Source organism: Thermodesulfobacteriota bacterium (genome assembly GCA_034189135.1).
Classification (GTDB): Bacteria; Desulfobacterota; Desulfobacteria; order Desulfobacterales; family JAUWMJ01; genus JAUWMJ01.
On the sequence record JAXHVO010000007.1, the window covers coordinates 1 to 20,477 of the forward strand.

Annotated in this window: 12 protein-coding genes; 2 read left to right on the plus strand and 10 right to left on the minus strand. The window is 41.9% G+C overall.

Features of this window, described 5'->3' with window-relative positions; translation table 11 throughout:
- Nucleotides 1-157: 157 nt before the first annotated feature.
- The 3 genes from SWH54_00890 to SWH54_00900 form a co-directional block, all read right to left on the minus strand.
- Complete coding sequence (locus tag SWH54_00890; protein ID MDY6789797.1) at nt 158-934, minus strand: septal ring lytic transglycosylase RlpA family protein; 777 nt, start codon at nt 932-934, stop codon at nt 158-160.
- 101 nt (nt 935-1,035) lie between these two features.
- Nucleotides 1,036-3,420, minus strand: a complete 2,385-nt coding sequence (gene lon, locus SWH54_00895) for an endopeptidase La (GenBank protein ID MDY6789798.1) — start codon at nt 3,418-3,420, stop codon at nt 1,036-1,038.
- A gap of 18 nt (nt 3,421-3,438) precedes the next feature.
- Nucleotides 3,439-3,891, minus strand: coding sequence for an Hsp20/alpha crystallin family protein (locus SWH54_00900; protein MDY6789799.1), 453 nt, complete (start codon nt 3,889-3,891; stop codon nt 3,439-3,441).
- A 153-nt stretch (nt 3,892-4,044) separates the two neighbouring features.
- On the opposite strand from SWH54_00900, the gene SWH54_00905 reads away from it, so the two are divergent.
- The gene (locus SWH54_00905) at nt 4,045-4,494 is read left to right on the plus strand and encodes an Hsp20/alpha crystallin family protein (GenBank protein ID MDY6789800.1); all 450 of its coding nucleotides are present in this window, start codon (nt 4,045-4,047) and stop codon (nt 4,492-4,494) included.
- 450 nt (nt 4,495-4,944) lie between these two features.
- The gene (locus SWH54_00910; protein MDY6789801.1) at nt 4,945-6,090 is read left to right on the plus strand and encodes an MFS transporter; all 1,146 of its coding nucleotides are present in this window, start codon (nt 4,945-4,947) and stop codon (nt 6,088-6,090) included.
- Nucleotides 6,091-6,346: 256 nt separating this feature from the next.
- Here SWH54_00910 and SWH54_00915 read toward each other — a convergent pair whose 3' ends face one another.
- The 7 genes from SWH54_00915 to SWH54_00945 form a co-directional block, all read right to left on the minus strand.
- On the minus strand, nt 6,347-8,263 hold the full coding sequence (locus SWH54_00915) for an adenylate/guanylate cyclase domain-containing protein (protein ID MDY6789802.1): 1,917 nt from the start codon (nt 8,261-8,263) through the stop codon (nt 6,347-6,349).
- Nucleotides 8,264-8,665: 402 nt separating this feature from the next.
- Nucleotides 8,666-9,754, minus strand: a complete 1,089-nt coding sequence (locus SWH54_00920; protein ID MDY6789803.1) for a hypothetical protein — start codon at nt 9,752-9,754, stop codon at nt 8,666-8,668.
- A 713-nt stretch (nt 9,755-10,467) separates the two neighbouring features.
- A complete protein-coding gene (locus SWH54_00925; protein ID MDY6789804.1) occupies nt 10,468-11,274 on the minus strand; it encodes a hypothetical protein in 807 nt (268 codons plus the stop codon).
- 131 nt (nt 11,275-11,405) lie between these two features.
- Nucleotides 11,406-12,707, minus strand: a complete 1,302-nt coding sequence (locus SWH54_00930) for a hypothetical protein (protein ID MDY6789805.1) — start codon at nt 12,705-12,707, stop codon at nt 11,406-11,408.
- Between the two features lie 929 nt (nt 12,708-13,636).
- Nucleotides 13,637-13,993 (minus strand): hypothetical protein, encoded by a 357-nt coding sequence (locus SWH54_00935; GenBank protein MDY6789806.1) that lies wholly within the window; start codon nt 13,991-13,993, stop codon nt 13,637-13,639.
- Nucleotides 13,994-14,211: 218 nt separating this feature from the next.
- Entirely contained in the window at nt 14,212-15,483 is a 1,272-nt protein-coding gene (gene glyA / locus SWH54_00940) for a serine hydroxymethyltransferase (protein ID MDY6789807.1), read from the minus strand.
- Nucleotides 15,484-16,633: 1,150 nt separating this feature from the next.
- The gene (locus SWH54_00945) at nt 16,634-20,002 is read right to left on the minus strand and encodes an adenylate/guanylate cyclase domain-containing protein (protein ID MDY6789808.1); all 3,369 of its coding nucleotides are present in this window, start codon (nt 20,000-20,002) and stop codon (nt 16,634-16,636) included.
- Between the last annotated feature and the right edge of the window lie 475 nt (nt 20,003-20,477).

The window sequence follows — 20,477 nt, forward strand, 5'->3', positions numbered from 1 at the left end:
TCCGGTTGGGTGACAGCCCTTACCGGATGGGTTTTGAACCCATTAGACTCCTTCAGCGAATTTCAAATGTGGCTCTTTCGCCACCTATTCCAACGCTCCAGACTTCGCCTGGCGCTACGATATTCAATATTCAAATAATAATTTGAGTTAATGGCATCTATTCCGCTATAATTATTGGCTCGTATCCATCATCGGTCATGATTTTTTCCTGTGCTCTTGCCTGTTCCAGAGTGGAAAATTTACCGACCCTGACCCTGTAATAAATTTCACTGCCGTTATCAAATTTGGCAATATGGGCATTTTTGTATTTTTGATCCAGTTTTATCTTAAGCTTCTCGGCATTTTGCCGGTCAATAAAGGCACCGAGCTGAAAGGTAAAATTTCCCGAATAATAATCCACCGGTTGGTACGATTTTTCGGTTTTGCTTTCAGTCTCCGGTTTTACTGCAGCTCCCAGGGCAACAATTTCTACTCTGGCTGTCCCCGGCCCGACAATTCCCAGTTCATGCGCAGCTTTATAGGAAAGATCAATGATTCTCCCTCTGACAAAAGGCCCTCTGTCATTTATGCGCACATCGAGTTTTTTGCCATTGGAAAGGTTGTGTACCCTGACATAGGTATCAAAAGGCAGGGTCTTGTGAGCCGCGGATATTTCAAACATATCATAAGTTTCACCATTTGCCGTCTTTCTGCCGTGAAACTTCTTGCCGTACCACGAAGCCAATCCGTGCTGGCGAAAGCCGTGTGAAGATTCAATGGGCTGATACCATTTCCCCAAAGCCTTATACGGTTTAGGCCGTGCCGTATGTCCCGGTGAAGATTTTTCGTATGTCCCTGATGAAGGTTTTAGAACTGTACAGCCGCTTAAAAAAAATGCCAGGAAAATACCCGGCACAACATATCTTGATAAAAAGACTTTTTTCTTTTTTTTCAATTTTATTACCTTTGCCGCTTGATGTACAATACCGGATCTCGATACTCATAGTTCGCTTTTTTGTCCAGTATCTAACTTCAACTATTAGATTTTTTAACTTTTTACGAGGCTTTCTTATTTGTGGTCTTATGCTGATTTTTGTTATCAAAAGCGATCTGCAAAACATCCATCATCTTTTCTACAAAATGGAACTCGATCTCCTTTTGAACCTTTTTCGGAATGTCTTCCAAGTCCTTTTGGTTCCATTGAGGCAGAATAATCGTTTTTATCCCACCGCGATGGGCCGCAAGAACCTTTTCCTTTATACCTCCCACCGGAAGCACCTGACCTCTTAAGGTGATTTCACCGGTCATGGCAAGGTTTTTTCTGATGGCTTTTTTAGTCAGCAGAGAGGCCAAAGCGGTCAGCATGGTCACCCCCGCAGAAGGACCGTCTTTGGGAATCGCCCCTGCAGGCACATGAATATGAATATCCATATTTTCGAAGAAATTATCATCAATGCCTAAAGAAGCCGTATTGGAGCGTATAAAGCTCAAAGCCGCATTGGCGGATTCTTTCATCACATCACCAAGATGACCGGTTAAGGTAAGTCCCTTTTTTCCCTTCATAGACGTGGCTTCAATAAATAAAAGCTCTCCGCCGGCCTGGGTCCAGGCCATTCCCATGGCCACACCGGGAGTTGAAGTCCTGACTTTTGTTTCCGGCATCACTCTCACCGGACCAAGATATTTGTGAACATTGCCAACCTTGATCGACAATGACTTTACCGTGCCTTCAGCGATGCTGCTGGCAACGCCGCGGCAGATAGAAGCAATTTCTCTTTCCAGGTTTCTTAAACCGGCTTCACGCGTATATCCTGTGATGATTCGTTTAACCGCACCATTGGTAAAAGAAATCTGTCCGGATTTCAAGCCATGGGCCCGTCTCTGGCGAGGTATAAGGTAACGGTTTGCAATTTTTAATTTCTCATCTTCAGTGTATCCTACCAACTGAAGTACTTCCATTCTGTCTCTTAAGGCAGGGGGAATGGTATCAAGAATATTTGCAGTGGTGATAAACATCACTTTGGATAAATCAAAGGGAACATCCAGATAGTGATCGGAAAAAGAAAAGTTTTGTTCAGGGTCCAGCACTTCGAGCAGCGCTGATGAAGGGTCCCCGCGAAAATCGCTGCCCACCTTATCTATTTCGTCCAGCATGAATACCGGATTGTTAGATCCAGCCCTTCTGATTCCCTGGATAATGCGACCCGGAAGCGCCCCGACATAGGTACGCCTGTGGCCTCTGATCTCTGCCTCGTCTCTTACACCCCCCAGTGAAATACGAAAAAATTTACGCCCTAAAGCACGGGCAATGGAACGACCCAGGGATGTCTTGCCGGTGCCCGGAGGGCCGGCAAAACATAAAATGGGTCCTTTTGAATCCGGTTTCAGCTTTCTGACAGCCAGATATTCTATGATACGTTTTTTTGGTTTTTCCAGACCGTAATGATCTTCGTCAAGGATTTTTCTTGCTTCTTTTATATTCAAATTGTCCGTTGTACTGTCGTGCCAGGGAAGCGATGTGATCCAATCAAGGTATGTGGAAGCTACCGTATATTCTGCCGAAGACGGATGCATACGGGAAAGGCGGTTCAGTTCACGCTCAGCTTCTTTTTTTGCTTCCTCGGGCAGGTCTTTTTCTTCAATTTTTGCTTTATAATCTTCGGTTTCAACAGTTGCCTCATCCTTTTCGCCGAGTTCTTCTTTAATTGCTTTCAGTTGCTGCCGAAGATAATACTCTCTTTGCGTTTTATCCATATCCCCTTTGACCTGAGATTGGATCTTACTTCCCAGCTCAAGGATGTCTATCTGGTGGTTGGCCAGCCGGGTCACTTGCTTTAACCTTTTTTTCGCATCAATAATTTCCAGTACCTTCTGTTTTTCCTCAGGAGAAGAATTAACGGTGGATGCAACCATATCGGCCAGTATGCCTGGTTCCTGTATTGACCTGGACATCTCTCCAATCTCTTCGGGCAAACCTGGGGAAAGTTTGACGATTTTATTGAACAGGCCGACAAGGTTGGACATCAGGGCTTCAATCTCTTTGTCTTTTTTTACTTTGTCCTCCAGATTTTCGACCCTAGCCATAGAGTAAGGTTTTCCCTTTTCAAAAGACATCACTTTGAATCTGCTTAATCCCTGAACCAGCATGTGGGTCTTGTTCTCTTCGCTTTTCGCCATTTTAAGAATCAATGCGCTTGTACCCACTTCTGCTAAATCTTCTTCAGGTTTCACAGGCTCGTTTGTCTTTTTGTTAGAAAAAAGAAGGCCGATAATTCTATTTTTAGCCATAGCTTCATCGATGAGTTGAATCGATTCGTTTTGCAAAACCACAAGGGGCAAAACCATTTTAGGAAAAAGAACCGTATCAAAAAGAGGGAGTATGGGAATACTTTGGGGAATATCTTCGGTGCGAATATCGATTGATGAATTCTGCTGGGTCATGTTGCCTCCAAAAACAATCTATCCGTCTGATATAGGTATTTTGTGGGTCACATCCACAGGCAGTTTTGACAGTCTGATTTTGAGAAAACCATTGGAGTATGATGAAGTAACAAGTTCCGTATCTATCGGTGTCGGGAGAAACAGGATTCGTTCAAACTTTCCATACTGAATCTCAGCCAGCCGGTAGGTTGCATTTTTTACCAGTGGTACTTCGTGGCGTTCTCCGTAAATTCTAACAGCCTTGCTGCTGATTTCCACTTCCAGATTTTCTTTGTCCACCCCGGCAATTTCTGCTTGAATAATTATTTCTTGCGGAGTTTCATGAATATCCATATGGGGGCTCCAGGACCGTTCGGATGAGGTAAACATCGGACTCACCGGTCGCGGTCTGAACATCTCTTCAAAAGTTTTATCTAATTTTGAGGATAATTGATCAAAATCGTTGCCGAATCGTATTTTAATATAATCCATTTTCAGCTCCTGCAAATTAGGTGCTTTCGTTTTCTTATTTGAGCAATTTTAATAAAAAATAACACCGAAATATGTATTTGTAAAGGGAGTATATTGACAAGCTGTGGGTGGTGATTAAATTTCATTTTAACGAACATAACAGGAGGTACAATCATGACTATCGTAAAATGGGACCCTTTTAGGAATGTAGCGGCGTTGCAGGACCGTATCAACCGGATATTTGATGAATCCTTTTCCCGCACCGCTGATTTAAACGACGATATAAGTATGGGCGTCTGGAAACCTTCGGTGGATATTTACGAAACAGATGAAGCGATCATTTTAGTAGCAGAGCTTCCGGGAATCAAAAAGGAAGACGTTTCCGTTGAAATAAAAGACAATTTACTCACCCTGAAGGGAGAACGAATAGAAGATAAAGAGGTCGATGAAGAATGTTACTTTCGCAAAGAAAGATGTTTCGGAACGTTCAGCAGGACATTTAATCTTCAGCACCGCGTTCAACCTGATAAAATCAAGGCAAAGTTTAAAGACGGCATCCTTAAAGTGGAAGTTCCCAAACCTGAAGAAGAAAAACCCAAACAGATTACGGTAAATATTGAATGATTCATTGAGACCCTTGGGAAACGCCATATTACCAAAGGTCTAAACTCCTCAGAGATTCCTCGGTATTACCCGAAGCTGGACAAAAGGCTATGAACGTCGAACATCGAACGCCCAACGTCGAATTTTAAATAAGGTGTCCTACCAATTTATAAACCGGCGAAGCGACTTCATCCGCGCTAAGGCGTGGTTTAACCTTCGATGTTCGCCGTTCAAAAAAAGCTTTGCTCAGCCCTTCCATATTCTCTTATTAGAAATATTCATTTCCCTATCATCACCCCATTACAGAATAGTAATAAGTAGTGGATTCTTTCCCCAAGAGTTGGTATGGCATCAAGATCCCGACTTTCAAGTGAAATGCTTTACAATGTTTTTCTTTCTCTTATTGATGCTATCGAGTATGTTTGTCTATATCAACCACTAAAGCCTTTTAGCGCCTTTGGGACATAAACAATGAGTGAAAAACACCAGCGTTCATTAAAATACCTGATCGCCTCACAATACTTTTTGTATTTTGGTGTGCTGGGGATTTTTTTGCCCTATTTTAATCTATACTGCTATCACATCGGCTTTACCGGTTTTCAAATAGGAGCCCTTTCTGCCCTGAGATCGGTGACCCTGGTTTTATTTTCCCTGGCCTGGGGAGTTCTGGCAGACCGTTTCCAAATCAGAAGACCCATATACATATTGTGCAATATTGCCAGCGCTCTGATCTGGATTTTTTATCTTTTTAGCGAAAACTTCTGGGTAATGCTTTTCATTACCGCTTTTTATGGCATGTTCTATGCCCCGATCATATCCTTTCTGGAAGCCTTTTCCATGGACGTTCTCGGCAAAGAAAAGAAAAATTATGGAAGTCTGAGAATGTGGGGATCCATCAGTTTTATCATAGTCGTCATTTCACTGGGGAAAATCATCGATTTTTTCTCTGTCCGCTTAATACTTGTATTGATTCTGGCCGGTTCCCTGTTACAGGCATCCATTTCCGTTAAAATACCAAATATCAAAATTGCCAAAAAAGACCTTCTTTCACCGGATACAAAATCGCTGTTAAACACTCGGGTAATTATTTTTTTGTTTTGTGCCTTTTTAATGCTGGTCAGCCATGGGACCTACTACGGTTTCTTTTCCATACATCTGGAAAATCTGGGATACAGCAATACCTTCATAGGAATAACCTGGGCCCTGGCTTCAACAGCCGAAATAGTTGTAATGATTCAATCAGATAGAATATTTAAGGTCTTTTCACCTGAAAAAGTGCTTACTTTTTCATTTATAGTCGCCGCACTGAGATGGTGTATTCTCTTTTTTGCCACCTCCGAAACAATCATCCTTTTGTCACAGGTTTTACATGCGGTCACCTATGGCGCATTTCATATGGCAAGTATCCTTTACATCGATTCGCTGTCACCGGATAAAAACAAGACTTTGGGACAGGCAGTAAATAATGCCGCCACCTATGGACTCGGATTAATGGTTGGATTTTTCCTCAGCGGCTGGCTGTATGAAAATATGGATACGTCTTTTTTGTTCATCATCAGCAGCCTGATTGCCATGGCGGGAGGCATAATATTCCAGGCTTTTCGGGGTGCTGAGTGATCTGATCGGGATAGGGCTCTAATAATATGGCGGGATATGAAGTTACGGGAAAAGGTTGAATTCTGCCAATCTACCTTCCCAAGACTTAATTCGGTCGCAGCTGCCTACCTGACATTTAAACCACAACCTCAATTGAAATCTTCAGTATCAATGTATATAGCGGTAGCAAAGGTTTCGGAAATTGTGTGATAGTTGGAGTAATCGCAAGTTTTAGAATTGCAAAGAAGTCTGTTATATATGGGACTTAGACAGCGCATTATTGTGAAGATGGATGCCCTGAAATTCTTAAACTATGCATATCTTGATGTTCTCGCTCTATAATCTCCGGTTTGTAAAGTGTGTTGTGTCGGTCCAAATCCCAAGTCCAGCCAGTTGCTATTTCTAAGAACTTCGCAAAATCTTCTTGAGCCTCACTCTCTCTGCCGAGTTTGACTTTCGCGCGAGACGATCCCCAGTAGCCCCAACGCTCCATCATTTTAGATCCTGTTTTGTGACTCTGGTCGATTAGTTTCCTTGCTACGGCCAATGACTCCTCATAACGCTCCACCCAATAGTATGCATTCATCAGGGTTCCAAAGTAAAACAGCGGTGTATGCGGTTGAAGCCGAATTGCTTTTTCACACATAGGGACAGCTTCTTCAAAATGTCCTGTCCGATACAGAACCTCGCCAAAAATTATATGTCCTGACGCCCTGTTTGGACCTAATGCTATAGATTTTTCCCCTTCCTCTACTGCTTTGTCGTATTGTTTTTGAAGCAAGTATAAATATGCCAATAAATCATGGATAAGAGGCTGATTTTCATCCATTGTTACAGATTTATTTGCCAGTACAGCAGCTCGCTTGAAAGAATCTCTTCTTGAATTAGTGTAACCAAACCGTGCATCGTTTAAATGGGTCCATGCCAGCGCCGTTACAGCGCCTGCGAACTCAGGGTCTTTTCCTAAAGCTTTCTTGAATAATTCCCGTGCTTTGATCAAACCTTCTTTTGAAAATAATCGAGAATATCCTAATCCTTTGCTCAAATAACGCCATGCATCCAAATTGTCAGTGCTTCGCATCCGAACCTGTTCCCCTAAGGTCAACTCCACCTGGAGCTCAGTGATTATTTCTAAAGTGATTTCATCAAGTAGATTAAATAAGTCATTAAGCTCCCGATCGTAACGCTCTGACCAAATATGTCGACCTGTTAAAGCGTCAATGAGCTGAGCTGTTATTCTGATCCTCTCTTCTGATATCAAAACACTGCCTTCCAATACATATCTAACTCCCAACTCTTCGCTGACCTGTTGAACTTTCACCGGTTTTCCTTTGTAGGTGAATGATGAATTCCGGGCGATAACAAACATATTATCTAAGGAAGAGAGAGCTGTTATGATGTTCTCACTGATGTTATCAGCAATATAATCTTGATCCGAATCTCCGCTCATATTATCAAACGGAAGTACTGCAATGGAAGGTTTATCAGGTAATGGATATGCCATCTTTTCCACTGATGCTGGTTCTACAGAAGGGTGCTTAATATAAAACTGCCAGATTCCCATAGCAACGATAATCACAACTACTACTGCTGCTGAAAGGTTAATTTTACGCCATCTTCGTCCTAAAGCTTCTTTCGCCTGAACGACTCTATGGGCCGCTGCCCCCGGATAGGACAGCACTTTGTATACTCGTATCGGCCTCGTAATATTTTTGACCTGATGCTCTCCAAGATTTTCATATTCTAATCCCAGCTTGTTTTCCACCTGATCATAAGCCCTGCCGGAAATGCATATGCCTCCTGCTTCAGATAAAGACTCTACCCGGGCTGCTATATTGATACCATCTCCGTAAATTCGACCGTCTTCTTCGATCACATCACCGAGGTTGACACCGATGCGAAATTGCATTTTGCGTTCATCAGGCAACTCTGCATTCCATTCTGCAAGGTCTCGCTGGATTTCAACCGCACAGTTTACCGCATCCACCACGCTGGTGAACTCGGTAAGAATATTATCCCCTGGAGTATCTACAACACGGCCGCGGAATTGTTGAACCAGGTCTGCTATTGCGGTGCGGTAAGAGGTAATGGTGCGGACAGTGGCTTCCTCATCATCATCCATGAGGCGGCTGTAACCCTCAACGTCAGCGCTGAGGATGGCTGAGAGTTTACGTTTAAAACCTTCTTGAGCCATAATTCACCCCCTCCTCTTGTTAGGGTTTTAAACAGGGGAACTCAGTTTGTGAATGATTCAAAGGAGCGAAAAATAAGATGAGAAATCGGATTTGATTCTGTAAATGGAAGCCCGCTTCGGGTCAGATAGAATAGGAAAATCAAAACAACCTTAAATAAACTTATATGCATTTCGATGGATTCTGTCAAGTATAATAGACAGATAGGCAGGTGGTGATTTATTGAAAGATCCCCAACTATCATCTAAATAGTGATATCAACTTATCCGAAGATATCATAAAAATTTTTAAGCTTCAAAAAACTGTTATTTGTAGAAAATATTTAAGGTAGACAATCGAGGAAAACGCCTAAATTACTCTATTAAATCTAATTGGGAAGATTTATATATTTTTGGGGAATATTATTATTTATATCTTACGATGATTTTATGTATCTGAAAATCATCATAATTATTTTTTTCCCATCTAAATCCAGCTATTATTTTAATCTCATTGTATCCTTTTTTCACAATATGCTTATCTACCCCTATTGTTATCTTATCAATTTCAGATTTGTATTTCATTCCTGAAATATAGTTATTGAGAATAGCTATTTCATAATCGTTAACAACCAATTTGGTTTTATAATATCCTCTAAAAAATTGTTCATGCTTTTTTGGCACCAAATCCGATACCCAAACCGTAATAAAAACGTCAGATAGATTGGTATCGGTAATATTAAATCTGCCTTCGAATACTGTACCTTGCGGCTTTGGATTTTCAAATCTACTAATTTTGTTGTCGCCCATATGATAGGTATGATTCAACAGATTTATAGTTGTGAAATCCCTTTCTTCTTCTGATCGTTCATTTTGAGCTTGTGGTGTAGCACTTTTTGCGGATTTTGGGATATAAGCTAAAGATCGCTTTTCTTTCTCCAACCGAATCTTTTGTGGTTTCGTTAAAAACAGGTCCTCCACGATCTGTTTAGCAACACTCTTAATACATCGATTAAATTCTTCTCTGAATGGCTTGGCATTGTTGTCTGCCCAGTCAACGAACTCATCATCATCGCCCCTGATTTTCCAAATGTGTTCATAAACTACCTCACCATCTGCTGCTCGAATCAATTCGATTCTACAAGACACAACAAAGCGAAGAGATGGATCTATACCTGAAGTTGTCCGGGTAGCAAGGCCAATCTCTGAAATATCTACCCAAACAACTGTATCAACACCTCTATCTGCAAAAGAACTATAATTGGGTTTGTGTCTAATGTCATCAAATTCAACATTTCCTAAAACGACAAAATTGTATGGAGTTTTTTCTTTAGCGATTCTCAGAAATTGGTACTGTATTGTTTGGTTAATATTAAGTTCACTAAAAGCTTTCCTGATCAATGCCTCCGCTTCTTTCACTTCTGATTCAGATTCTGTTGATAATGTACCTGCGATGCAGCCAATGGGGGTGCTGATAATCGCATAAATAGGGATAAAAACCATAAATGCAAACATACCAAGTCCCAAAGCAAGTGCTTCATCGAAGCTTACCGGTGGTGGCAGCCCACTTCCACTATGTTCCTCCTTCAGGAATTCGCCAAGCCATCCAACCGCGATCTTCGCCCCTCTTTTGCACCCTTCTCACCATCGCGTCACAGGCTTCGAGAAATATAAATGCGCATAGTGGCTTGACGTACACACACCTATGGTCCCAATATTTTCGCTGGCTTCTTTAGATAAAGGCGGCAGATGGTGAGCGCATCCAAGATTGATAATCAGTATACTGATCAGAAAACAGAGGATTCTTTTTTTATGGCATGAATTTTTCATAGGCCTAGCCTCCAATTGGTTTTGGTTGGGGCATGTGTTTGAATACGGATCTAACATTATATCGCGGCAGGTAGTTCTGTTTAACTTAAGGAAAATGAACTTCAGGTGAGAAAAATATATTTAAAATATATGACCAATATTTCCATATATGGTTGCTGTACTCCAGTTATAATTTCCCATATTCCATTTGCATGAAGAAATTGCTTTCTAATCCCGGCCCAATAATGTGCACTTTATCATTTAAAAACTGGCAACAAATTTTAAAAAATAATACCCGTAAAAACAATAACAGCAGGGGCGAAATCTGCAATGTTTGCCGAGTATCTTTAATTTATTGAAAGGAGAATGATATAAAGCGAATTACACGCATTACAGAATACTCCACGGGATTTCGCATACTACAGTGCGGAAGCAGGGCCCCCAAAAAAAACAACCACAAAAAGAATAAGAGCAAGTGCTAGATCGGCAATATTTGCTAATGGAACAAGAGCATAACCAGCTTTTGTGCTTGTATCCTTATAACCGCCTATTATGCCTATAGCGTGAACGCCCGAATCGGGATACTTATCAAGGCAATAAGTAAGGAATATCTTTTCAGACTTTAAACCCTCGTGAACAATATTTATCGTATATAAGGTATCGTTGGATATTATAAATTTATTACATTTCTTTAATATGGCAGAGATATCTTCTTTGTTTTTCGGTAATCCATCATAAAGCCTTTCCCATTCATCAATTTGGACATATAATTTTTCAATGCGGATTTTTGATTCAGAGGGGGTATTCGTCTCTTCAATTTCGACACATTCCTTAGAAGGTTTTTTAACCGGAAACCAATATATTGGAAGATACGGGTCAGTAGAATTTATGTCTTTTTGTAAATCCTTTTTCTCCGGTTTTGTTTTTCCCGACGCAAAAGAATTAAATGGAAGAGAAACCAAATAATGTTGTTCCTTACAATCATCCGACTCGCAGGATAGCTTAACGCATATTTTGATATTGCCATCTTCACGAACAGCAGTAGGATGTACATCTACTATTTTTCTATAAGTTATAGGCACGGATGCTAATTTTAATGCATACTTTTTCGCTATGCCAGTGATACCTTCCTTGTCAATGACAGCTCCGTTGTCAGTAACACATCCGAATAAATTTAAAAGAAAAATGAAAGTAAGGCATATATGCAATAATTTTCTTAAGCCCATACCGCACCTCTTTTTCTCGAAAAGTCAGATGTATTTCCGGTTGCTATTTAGGTTCCAACAGAACAAACACCCGCCGATGATTGCCATACCTCAAAATAGAGTCGGCGGGTTGCCCAGCTTTTTCCTCTTTTTTACTGTTTAATCCTAACGTCTGCAGTCAGCAGGCATGATGGGTAGCCATTAGCATCACGGAGGCAATGTTCTTCTTCCGGGCGATAAATTTTCCATGGCAATGTTCTGTCATCCATGTAAAAAATATGTTTTAAGATTCCCTCTGGACCCGCGTCTATAGTAAAGGTGCTCACCGTCGGCATATCCGGGAGCCCGTCCGGTCCTGGCAAATCTTTCATAATACCATCTGACCAAACAACTTTTTTCTCACCATCCACTGTTATTGTAAAGGGTATTCTTTCGTGGGGTATCTCCACGCCATTACCGCTACAGGAGCCGTCAGTGGAAGCATAACTGAATACTTGCCTTAGACCCGAAGACCCTGTAAATGTCCATACTCCCATTGTATCGGTCGTAGTTGGGCCTCCCCCCGCCCCGGGTCCGTAACAACAACCCCAGGCCCCGTTCATCGGCGCTGTTCCCGTTGCGCTCAGCATCTCAAGTGAAGGCTCTGAGGTTTTAAAGTAACTGCTTGATCTGGACATTCCGCCAGGATTTGTTCCATCTGCATTGCAGGTTTCCGATGGTATCAATATCGGCCAGCCCATACCGTAAAGACGAGTTTCGATACGTGCTATTCTTCCAAGCATATTTTGTTCGGCATAACTATATTCAGCAAAGCCACCAACAATCTGCATGATATCGTTGGTCATTATATTTCCGTCTTCATCAAAAAGTTTAAGGCGATATTGATCACCATTTGTTATCGGAGCAATAATATCAATAATTCCGGTATTAGGATCACCCATATGCCAACTTACTTCAGGTTCAACTGGAATCGGTGGAATCTGGTCAAGCATTTCTTGGGTAATTGTGAAAGTTGCCGTATACCGGTGGAACTTATGCTGAACGATAATGCGCCAGTCACCTAACAAATTATAATGTTGCCCGAGCCACAGGGTAAATTCGCCGGACGGAGTGCCTACAAAAGTATATAAAATGGGTTCGGTTAGTATGTGACTGGAGCCGGTTGTTTTATTACGAAAAATGACCCGCCGGACGTTATTAGCTAATTCATCTCGCTCTGCTTCGGTAGGAAAAAATCCGAGCCATAGCGAAAATGCTATACCACCATTTGGGTAGGATTTGTTATAGTAATCGGAATCATACATTCTTTGATCGAACCTGACCTCAAAATATCCAGAATCACCGAAAGGAAAATCACACAAGGATTTCCCAAAGGAGTGGCCAAATGCTCCAACCATGCTTGGCATTGCCAAAGCAACTGCCAATGCTGTGACTACAAACAATCGCTTAATCATGATATACCTCCTTTTTTAAATCAGATTGAAAAGAGTAGGTAAGAAATGAAATTCTTAGCTCCTAACAGAGCATCAATGCCCTGTTGGAGCAAGGCTGGCACATTTTTAGTGGGTTCTCCATATTAATCTTCACCTATATTGATAGAGCTGAGTCGATTACAATTCTAAACTGGGGAATTAAATCAGCCACAAGTTGGCCGCTATTTAGTCTAATAGATAGCAACTGTCATACCAAATAATGGCTCCATGATTTTTGGTGCAATGTTAACGCTAATCTTACTTCTTTTAAGAAGCCAAAATATTTGAAATAATTTACTGTTTTTTTTAGTAGATATTCTCTAAACTGGGAGAACTTGCATATGAGGATAAATTTCTAAATTTTGAATTTTAGATGCAGTTTGTTTGAAGGGATACCAGTAAAAAGAAGCAACAAAAGTTGACGCAATCAATGTCATTTTAAAGAATAGATAACTATTTCAAATAGTTAGTTAATGGTGAAAAAGGTTGACAAAGCAATAAGGGTTGCACCCTCTAAGTGAGATGAAATCAATGTAGATATCACAGCAATTATAGGAACTTGGTATACACATTTTGTGGAATTTCACCATTTTAATCTTTATCTAAATCGATAGATTAAATTTGAGAAAAACCAATATCTTTCAGATAGAGGAGCTTTTAGAAGTTTAACGTTGGTTCATTGATAGGTAGAAATAACCAAAAATAGTTAAGGAAAAGTAATTGTGAGCTTTTGATTGAGCTTCAGGTGAGAACAATATTAAAGTTTAGATAATATGGAACATCGTGTAATGTCAAGAAAATTTGGGCTGGTGATTGAGAATATCCCATAAAAACCGGGCGTTAAAATTCCTGAGTTATCTTACCAAATTCTTTATATATCACGCGATGTCAATGCCTTAGATTTATTTCTCCTATATATTCGACTTCTTTTTCGGCCATTTTTTAATGATATCTATTATGTTTCGAACAAAAACACACTCACAGCGAACGGTGCATTTATCTAATTGATCTTGATATAGACAATATTCCGGACAATCATTGCTACCTGTGGCGCGTTCTTTGAATATTGGACCTTCATACAACCCATTAAAATATCTTACAGGTAAAGCAAGGGTTGCACCACAAGAGTGGTTGAAAAGGAAAGTTCCAGCCAACAGGTCATCAAAGTTTACTTTGTACCCGACGATTTCTAAGCTCGAATCTTGCAAAAAATCATCACGATCAAACCATTTATGGCCACACGGCAAACATTCTTTGAAAACTTGCATTGATTGCTTTCGTTGCCCCTACAATGTTTTTAAGTAAGTCTTACTTAACAAGCTGCTTAAACTTTGAATTTGTTGCCAATACCACAGTTTTACAAAAAATTGTAATATGAGATTGATAAACTGCTTACTTAAAAAGATCAAAGCGGTATACTTCCTTTCCCACCACCTTGATGCCAATTTTTTTCATTACCAAAGTTAATGGCGAACCCCTGTAAGTATTAATCATATATAGGATATTTGTTACACAAAAGGGAAACCTGCTCGCTTATTGTATCTATTTTTTGTTTCTGCACATCGCCGGGTTTATGCACACAATTAAATAGCTCGGCAATCCATTCTCCAATCATTTGGAAGTGCCTGGTTTCAAATCCTCTGGTCGTTCCAGCACTGCTGCCTAAACGCAGCCCAATCCATTTCGACGGATTGGGCGAGTCAAATGGAATCGGGTTCTTATTTGAGGTGATATTTACTTGCTCCAGGATGTCCTGTGCCTGCTGACCGCTAATTTTTTTGTTCGACAAATCCAATAACACCAGATGGGTGTCGGTCCCATCAGCTATTATTTTAACTCCTTTCTTCTTAAGGGTTTCCGCTAAAATACGAGCATTTTCTCTTACCTTCCTTCCGTATGTCTTGAAATCCGGTTGAAGCGCTTCTCCTAAACAAACCGCTTTTGCGGCAATCACCTGAAGATGGATGCTGCCCTGGACGCCGGGAAAAACCGATGATTGCAGTTTGTTAAACAGCTCCTTTTTATTGGAAAGGATGAGGCCCCCGCGTGCACCACGCATGGTTTTAGTGGTAGTCAGGGTAACCACATCTGCGAAAGGAACCGGTGTTGGATGAACCTTGGCGGCAACCAGACCGGCAAAATGCGCCATATCGACCAGCAAAAAAGCATCGACTCGATCTGCTATATGGCTCATTCGTTCAAAGTCAATTTCTCTTGGATAGGCCGAACCCCCTGAGATGAGAAGCTTAGGTTTTACTTCAAGGGCAGTCTCCTCCACCTTATCATAGTCTATCAGACCGGTTTCTTTACTGACATGGTAATGAAAGGGTTTATAGATACGTCCCGATTGGTTGGCTTTGGCCCCGTGGCTGAGGTGGCCACCTGCAGCTAAGTCTAAACTTAAAATTCGATCGCCCGGCTGCAAAAGTGCATATAGTACGGCCTGATTTGCCTGTGAGCCGGAGTGGGGTTGTGCATTGACGTAGTCGCAACCAAATAGTTCACTGGCCCGTTCAATGGCCGCCTGTTCCACGATATCGGCATATTTCGCTCCGCCGTGAAATCGATTTCCCGGGTATCCCTCAACCGTTTTATTGGTGATCTCTGATCCTAAGGCTTCCAAAACTGCATGGCTCACCGTGTTTTCCGAGGCAATCATTTCGATCTGGTTCTGCTGACGATGTTTTTCGCCTTTCAAAGCTTCATGGATAAATGGATCCATACGTTTGAGGTTCATATTAATGGCATTTGTACCCATTTACACTCTCCTTGACTTAAGCTATTTTACTTAAAGTACAACTTGCCATTGCCGTAACATTAAGTCAATTACAGATATTTAATACTTGGCTTTCAAAGAATAGGTTTTGGATACTATTTCTGATTATCAGGTATTCGGCCATCAATAATTCTCGATAAAATTTTAACAAAACCGGAGTCAAGAAAAGCGAACAGCTCTCAACCGCATCCACCGCAAAGCTTTATACCTTGGATGTTTTCAAATTGGTATTTCGAGCATTTGATTTGTTTTTCCTCATTCGTTTACTATAAAAATGGGAAAATATGGCCCTTTCAGAGCAGTGAATAACGATAATATTGATGATTGAAAGCCGGAAATCATTTTCACAAAATCGGTCAAGTGCGCCGTCTGCAATCAATGAGGGGCCCTCGGCACTGCAAAAAAGCTGACGAGGACCCTCCACCCACTTTTGGCAAAAAGTATAAAAGACTCTGCGTTTTATTTTTTTCAAATAGTCAGCGTAATCCGAGGAGGTTAAGGGTGGAAATTGGATTCTGGAATCCTTTGTAATGTTTCCCCTATTTAAATCATCCCTAGTTCAGCACCGAACCGGAAATTCCGATGTTTATACTTCTGCCAGGGACTTTATCGGCAAAATTAGGTTATAACCTAATTTTGTCTTGACAATATTGGGTTATAACCTAATAAAATGTTCAAAACATGCTCAAAATCCCGGCTGTTCAACTTGTTAACAAAGGTGATACCTGTAAGGTTGTTTCCAACGGTGAGTTGAAAATAATGATAATCAGCGCGGATCACTGGTTGTCATTACTTCCGTGACAATGACTTGACGATTTAGTTCGACTTGTGCAGTTATAACAGTTGTCTTACATGTGTCTCGTTTTAAATGAAGAGACTGTCTGGGTGTATAAGCCCGCCTTCAGAACAAGGATGCGAGCTTTTCATCGCTTAAAACGGAATGAAAAACAATATAAATGGAAAAACGGTGAAATTCCTGGCCGGAAAATAAACTGGTAGAAGCTGCTTGCCTGATATTGAAACCACAACCTCAATTGAGATCTTAATTATCAACATCGGTAGCAAAAAGCGTAATATTGTCGTTATCGTCTATAACACAAGATGTTGAGGATGGAATTTTGAATGGTTTTTTTTAAAACGCGGCCAGTTCCTTTTCATACTTTTCCACCCACCCCTCAGCACCGCACTCTTTGAAAATTTCAATTGCTGTAGAGAGTTGTTTTCTGGCTTTCGAAGTGTCGCCTTTTCGTTTGAAAAATTTGGCATACAGCACCCGGCTCTTTGCTAAATGCCACATCATGTGATTTTGTTCAGCCGTTTGGATGGCTCTTCTAATCCAGTTATCCGTTTCACGAAAATGGTGCTTATCACTATTCAATAGAATTTGTGCAATGAATCTTGTTTTCCATACTTTGGGATATTTATAAGTACCTTCAGCCATATACCTGTTTAGGACTTCCATATCGATATGCTTATCACCTGTCATCAGTGCTGCCTTTTCAACGCCGATTTTGTTTACGGCCATCCAGGAAGGGAAGGCATTGCCTTGTTCCAGCAGTTGCACGGCTACCTGATAATGGTGCCTGGATTGTTGATATTCACCAACTTCAAAATAGACCTCAGCCAAAAACCATCGTGCTACTGCACTCCACATGGATAAGTTGAGCTTTTCACACAAGGCAACTCCCTTTAATAAAGCTTTTATGGCTCCCTTGAGCCAACCCTTTCCATAATATGAAAATCCGAGGCTGGGATATGCAAAGGCTTTGGAATATGAATCACCGCTTTCTTCGGCATTTCGAATGGCGTCCTTTGCAACCAGGTACGCCTTATACATATTTCCAAGGGAGGTAAGCAGAAAGAGGCTTTCGTAACTTCTTACCCTGGCAATGCCCCAAAGATCGTTTGCCGCCTTACAAATATCGAGAGCCTGTTTGAAATTTCGCGAAGCCTTCTCAAATTCACAATTCAAACAACAAACGAAAGCCAGGCGCCAGTTTGCGATCAATAAAGAGTTGGTGTCATTAATTCGACCGGCTATCTTCACGGCATCTTCAAAATGTTTACACCCGTTGAAGTAATCCTCTTGGACCAATATCGCATAATTCCCTTTAATGGTGAGTATTGCGGGCAATTTTTCTTCATAATTCATCTGGTGGGCCAATTCAACGATCGGGTCAATCGCTTCTTTCGATTCCTCATAGTAGAGCATCTGTACAAAGTACAGACCGAGTATGGTTCTGGCATCAATGATCTCTTTTTGCCGTAGATCGGTGATGGGCAATTTCTCAAGATAGGTGACCCTTTTTTTGCAGTACTCGATCGCATCACCAATTGATGCGGTCTTTTCAGCCTTCTGGGCTGCTTGCATCGAATAGTAAGCGGCCTTGTCGTAATTCTCGGCCACCGCATAATGCCCGGCCAAATGTCCATAATGCTGCTCCAGATTCGGTTCATAAAGATCTTCAATAGCAAATGCGGTCTGCTGGTGAAGCTTTTTTTTTCGCTTGTTCAGTATGGATTCGTACACCGCATCGCGGGTCAACGCATGTTTGAAGATGTAGGTGGATTGCGGAAAGATGCCCCTTTCATAAATCAGTTCCAGATCCTTCAAAACCGACATATGGGACAGAAGATCACGTTCAAGCAGACCGGTCACCCGTCTGATCAGCTCATAATTGAACTCCCGCTCGATGACCGCACCGGTTTGAAGCACTTTTCTGGCCTCATTGGGCAAAGAGTCCACCCGGGCCATAATGATATCCTTGATGGTGGGAGGCACGGCCATTTTATCCAGGTCTTTCACCAAATGATAACGGCCGTTTTTGATCTCCATCATCTTTATTTCATAGAGAGCCTTGATAAACTCCTCAATGAAAAGAGGGATCCCTTCGGTCTGCTCGAGGATCAACTGTTCCAGATCCTGAGCAAATTCTTCTGTTTGCAGGATATGGGTGACCATGGCGCGGCTGTCCCGCTGTGAAAAACGATTCAGGTTCAGCTGGGTGTGATACGATTTTCCGCCCCACTTCGGCACGAACTCCAGCCGGTAGGTGAAGATAAGCAAGACTCGTGCCCCGGGTATGCTGTCCAGCAGATGCTTTAAAACCTCCTCGGAACTCTGATCGATCCAATGCAGATCTTCGATAGCCATGACAATATGCCGTTTTTCCGCACCCCTGAGCACGATCGCCTTCAGAACTTCAGTAATCCTCTCCTTCTTTGCCTCAGGGCTTATGGGGAGTTTCTCAATACCGCTGTCTTTGACTGACAAAAGTTCTAAAAAATAGGGGAGGATAGACATTTCATCCATCCCCAACACCTCCAGGCCCTTTTTAACCTTTTCCCTGATCTTTTCATCACTCTCTCCGTCCTGAATATGAAAGTTGCCTTTCAGGATGTCTATGATGGGATGATATGCCATGCCTCTTCCATAGGAAAGACACTTACCCTCAAGGAAGGTGATGTTTTCGTTGGTCACCGCTTTTCTGAACTCATATAAAAGCCTCGATTTGCCCACACCGGCTTCAGCCGCAATGGAGAATGCCCGACCCCTGCCTTTCTTGGACATTTCGAAGCCATCCAGCATGATATCAATTTCGGGCTTTCTGGCCACAAGGGGTGTCAGGCCTCGTTCAGCGGTGACCTCAAACCTTGTTCTTCTGGAGCTGGGGGCGATTACCCGGTAGATTTTGAGAGGCTGTGTTTTGCCTTTAACTTCCTTTTCTCCCAGGCCCTCAAAGCGGAAGAATCCTTCGGTAAGCTTGAATGTCTCATCGGTCACGTAGCTGGTTCCCGGCTCTGCCAATCCTTCCATCCTGGAGGCTAAATTTACCGTATCACCAACTGCCTTAAACTCAACACGGAGGTCATTGCCCAGGGTGCCTACCACCACCGGACCGGTGTGAATACCGATCCGCATCTTGAGTTGTGTGATGCCTGGTTTCTCCTGCTTGAGTTTGTCGCTGAATTTGGACATCTCCCGGTGAATGGCTATGGCGGACCGGATGGCCCGCTGAGGTGCGTCCTCCAAAGCGATGGGGGCGCCAAACAGGGCCATAATGCCGTCACCGGTCATCTCATTGACCGTGCCCTCGTAATTGTGGACCTTATGGATGAGGATCTCATAGACCTGATCCATGATGTCGTAAGCCTCTTCAGAACCGAGGTGCTCCACCAGGCCGGTGAACCCCTCCATATCGGAGAACATCACCGTGACCTGCTTGCGTTCGCCTTCGATTTTATTCCGTTGGGACAGGATTTTCTCTGTAAGGCCCTTGGGAAGATAGCGCTGAATTTTGTCTATCTTTTCGTCAAAGGAGAGATCTTTGGGGGTCGATTCAGAAGGAACAGTTAGGTTAAAGCCGCATCCACCGCAGAATTTGTGTGAAGGGGAATTACTGTAACCGCACTCCGGGCAAATTTTTTCTAATTTGCCTCCACATTCTACACAAAAATTCACACCGGCAGAATTCTCAAACTGGCACTTGGGACATTTCATGTTGGATGTCCTCCATTTTTTTAGGCAATTTGAATGATCTGATCAGAATCTGTTTCAGAAGGAAAAGTTCGTACAAGTGAGAAACAAAATAACCACTGAAGCTTAGATTGATAGGGAGCTGAGAAAGTGTATCGTCAGCAAAGAGAAGCAGCTCTTGCCAGCTGTAAGAGGAGATTTAAATAGAACCGATAAATTTAATAATTGAAAGTGGGATTCAAGTCAAGAAATTATAACCCTAATTGAGCAAAACTCGAGGATACCACAGATTCCCCCGATAACGTGATCTTCGTTTCACTACGAAAGGCGTCGGGGGAGAAGCCCCAGTAAACTTCTGCGAGCCCTTACAAAACATATGCTGTCTTACGGTTTCCCCCAACCATTTATATCTAAATGGTGACATTAAAGATATGAATATTTAAAGGCGGTTGTGATGCCAATGGTAAATAGCTTCAATGATGGGCTTCTTTTTTTTATT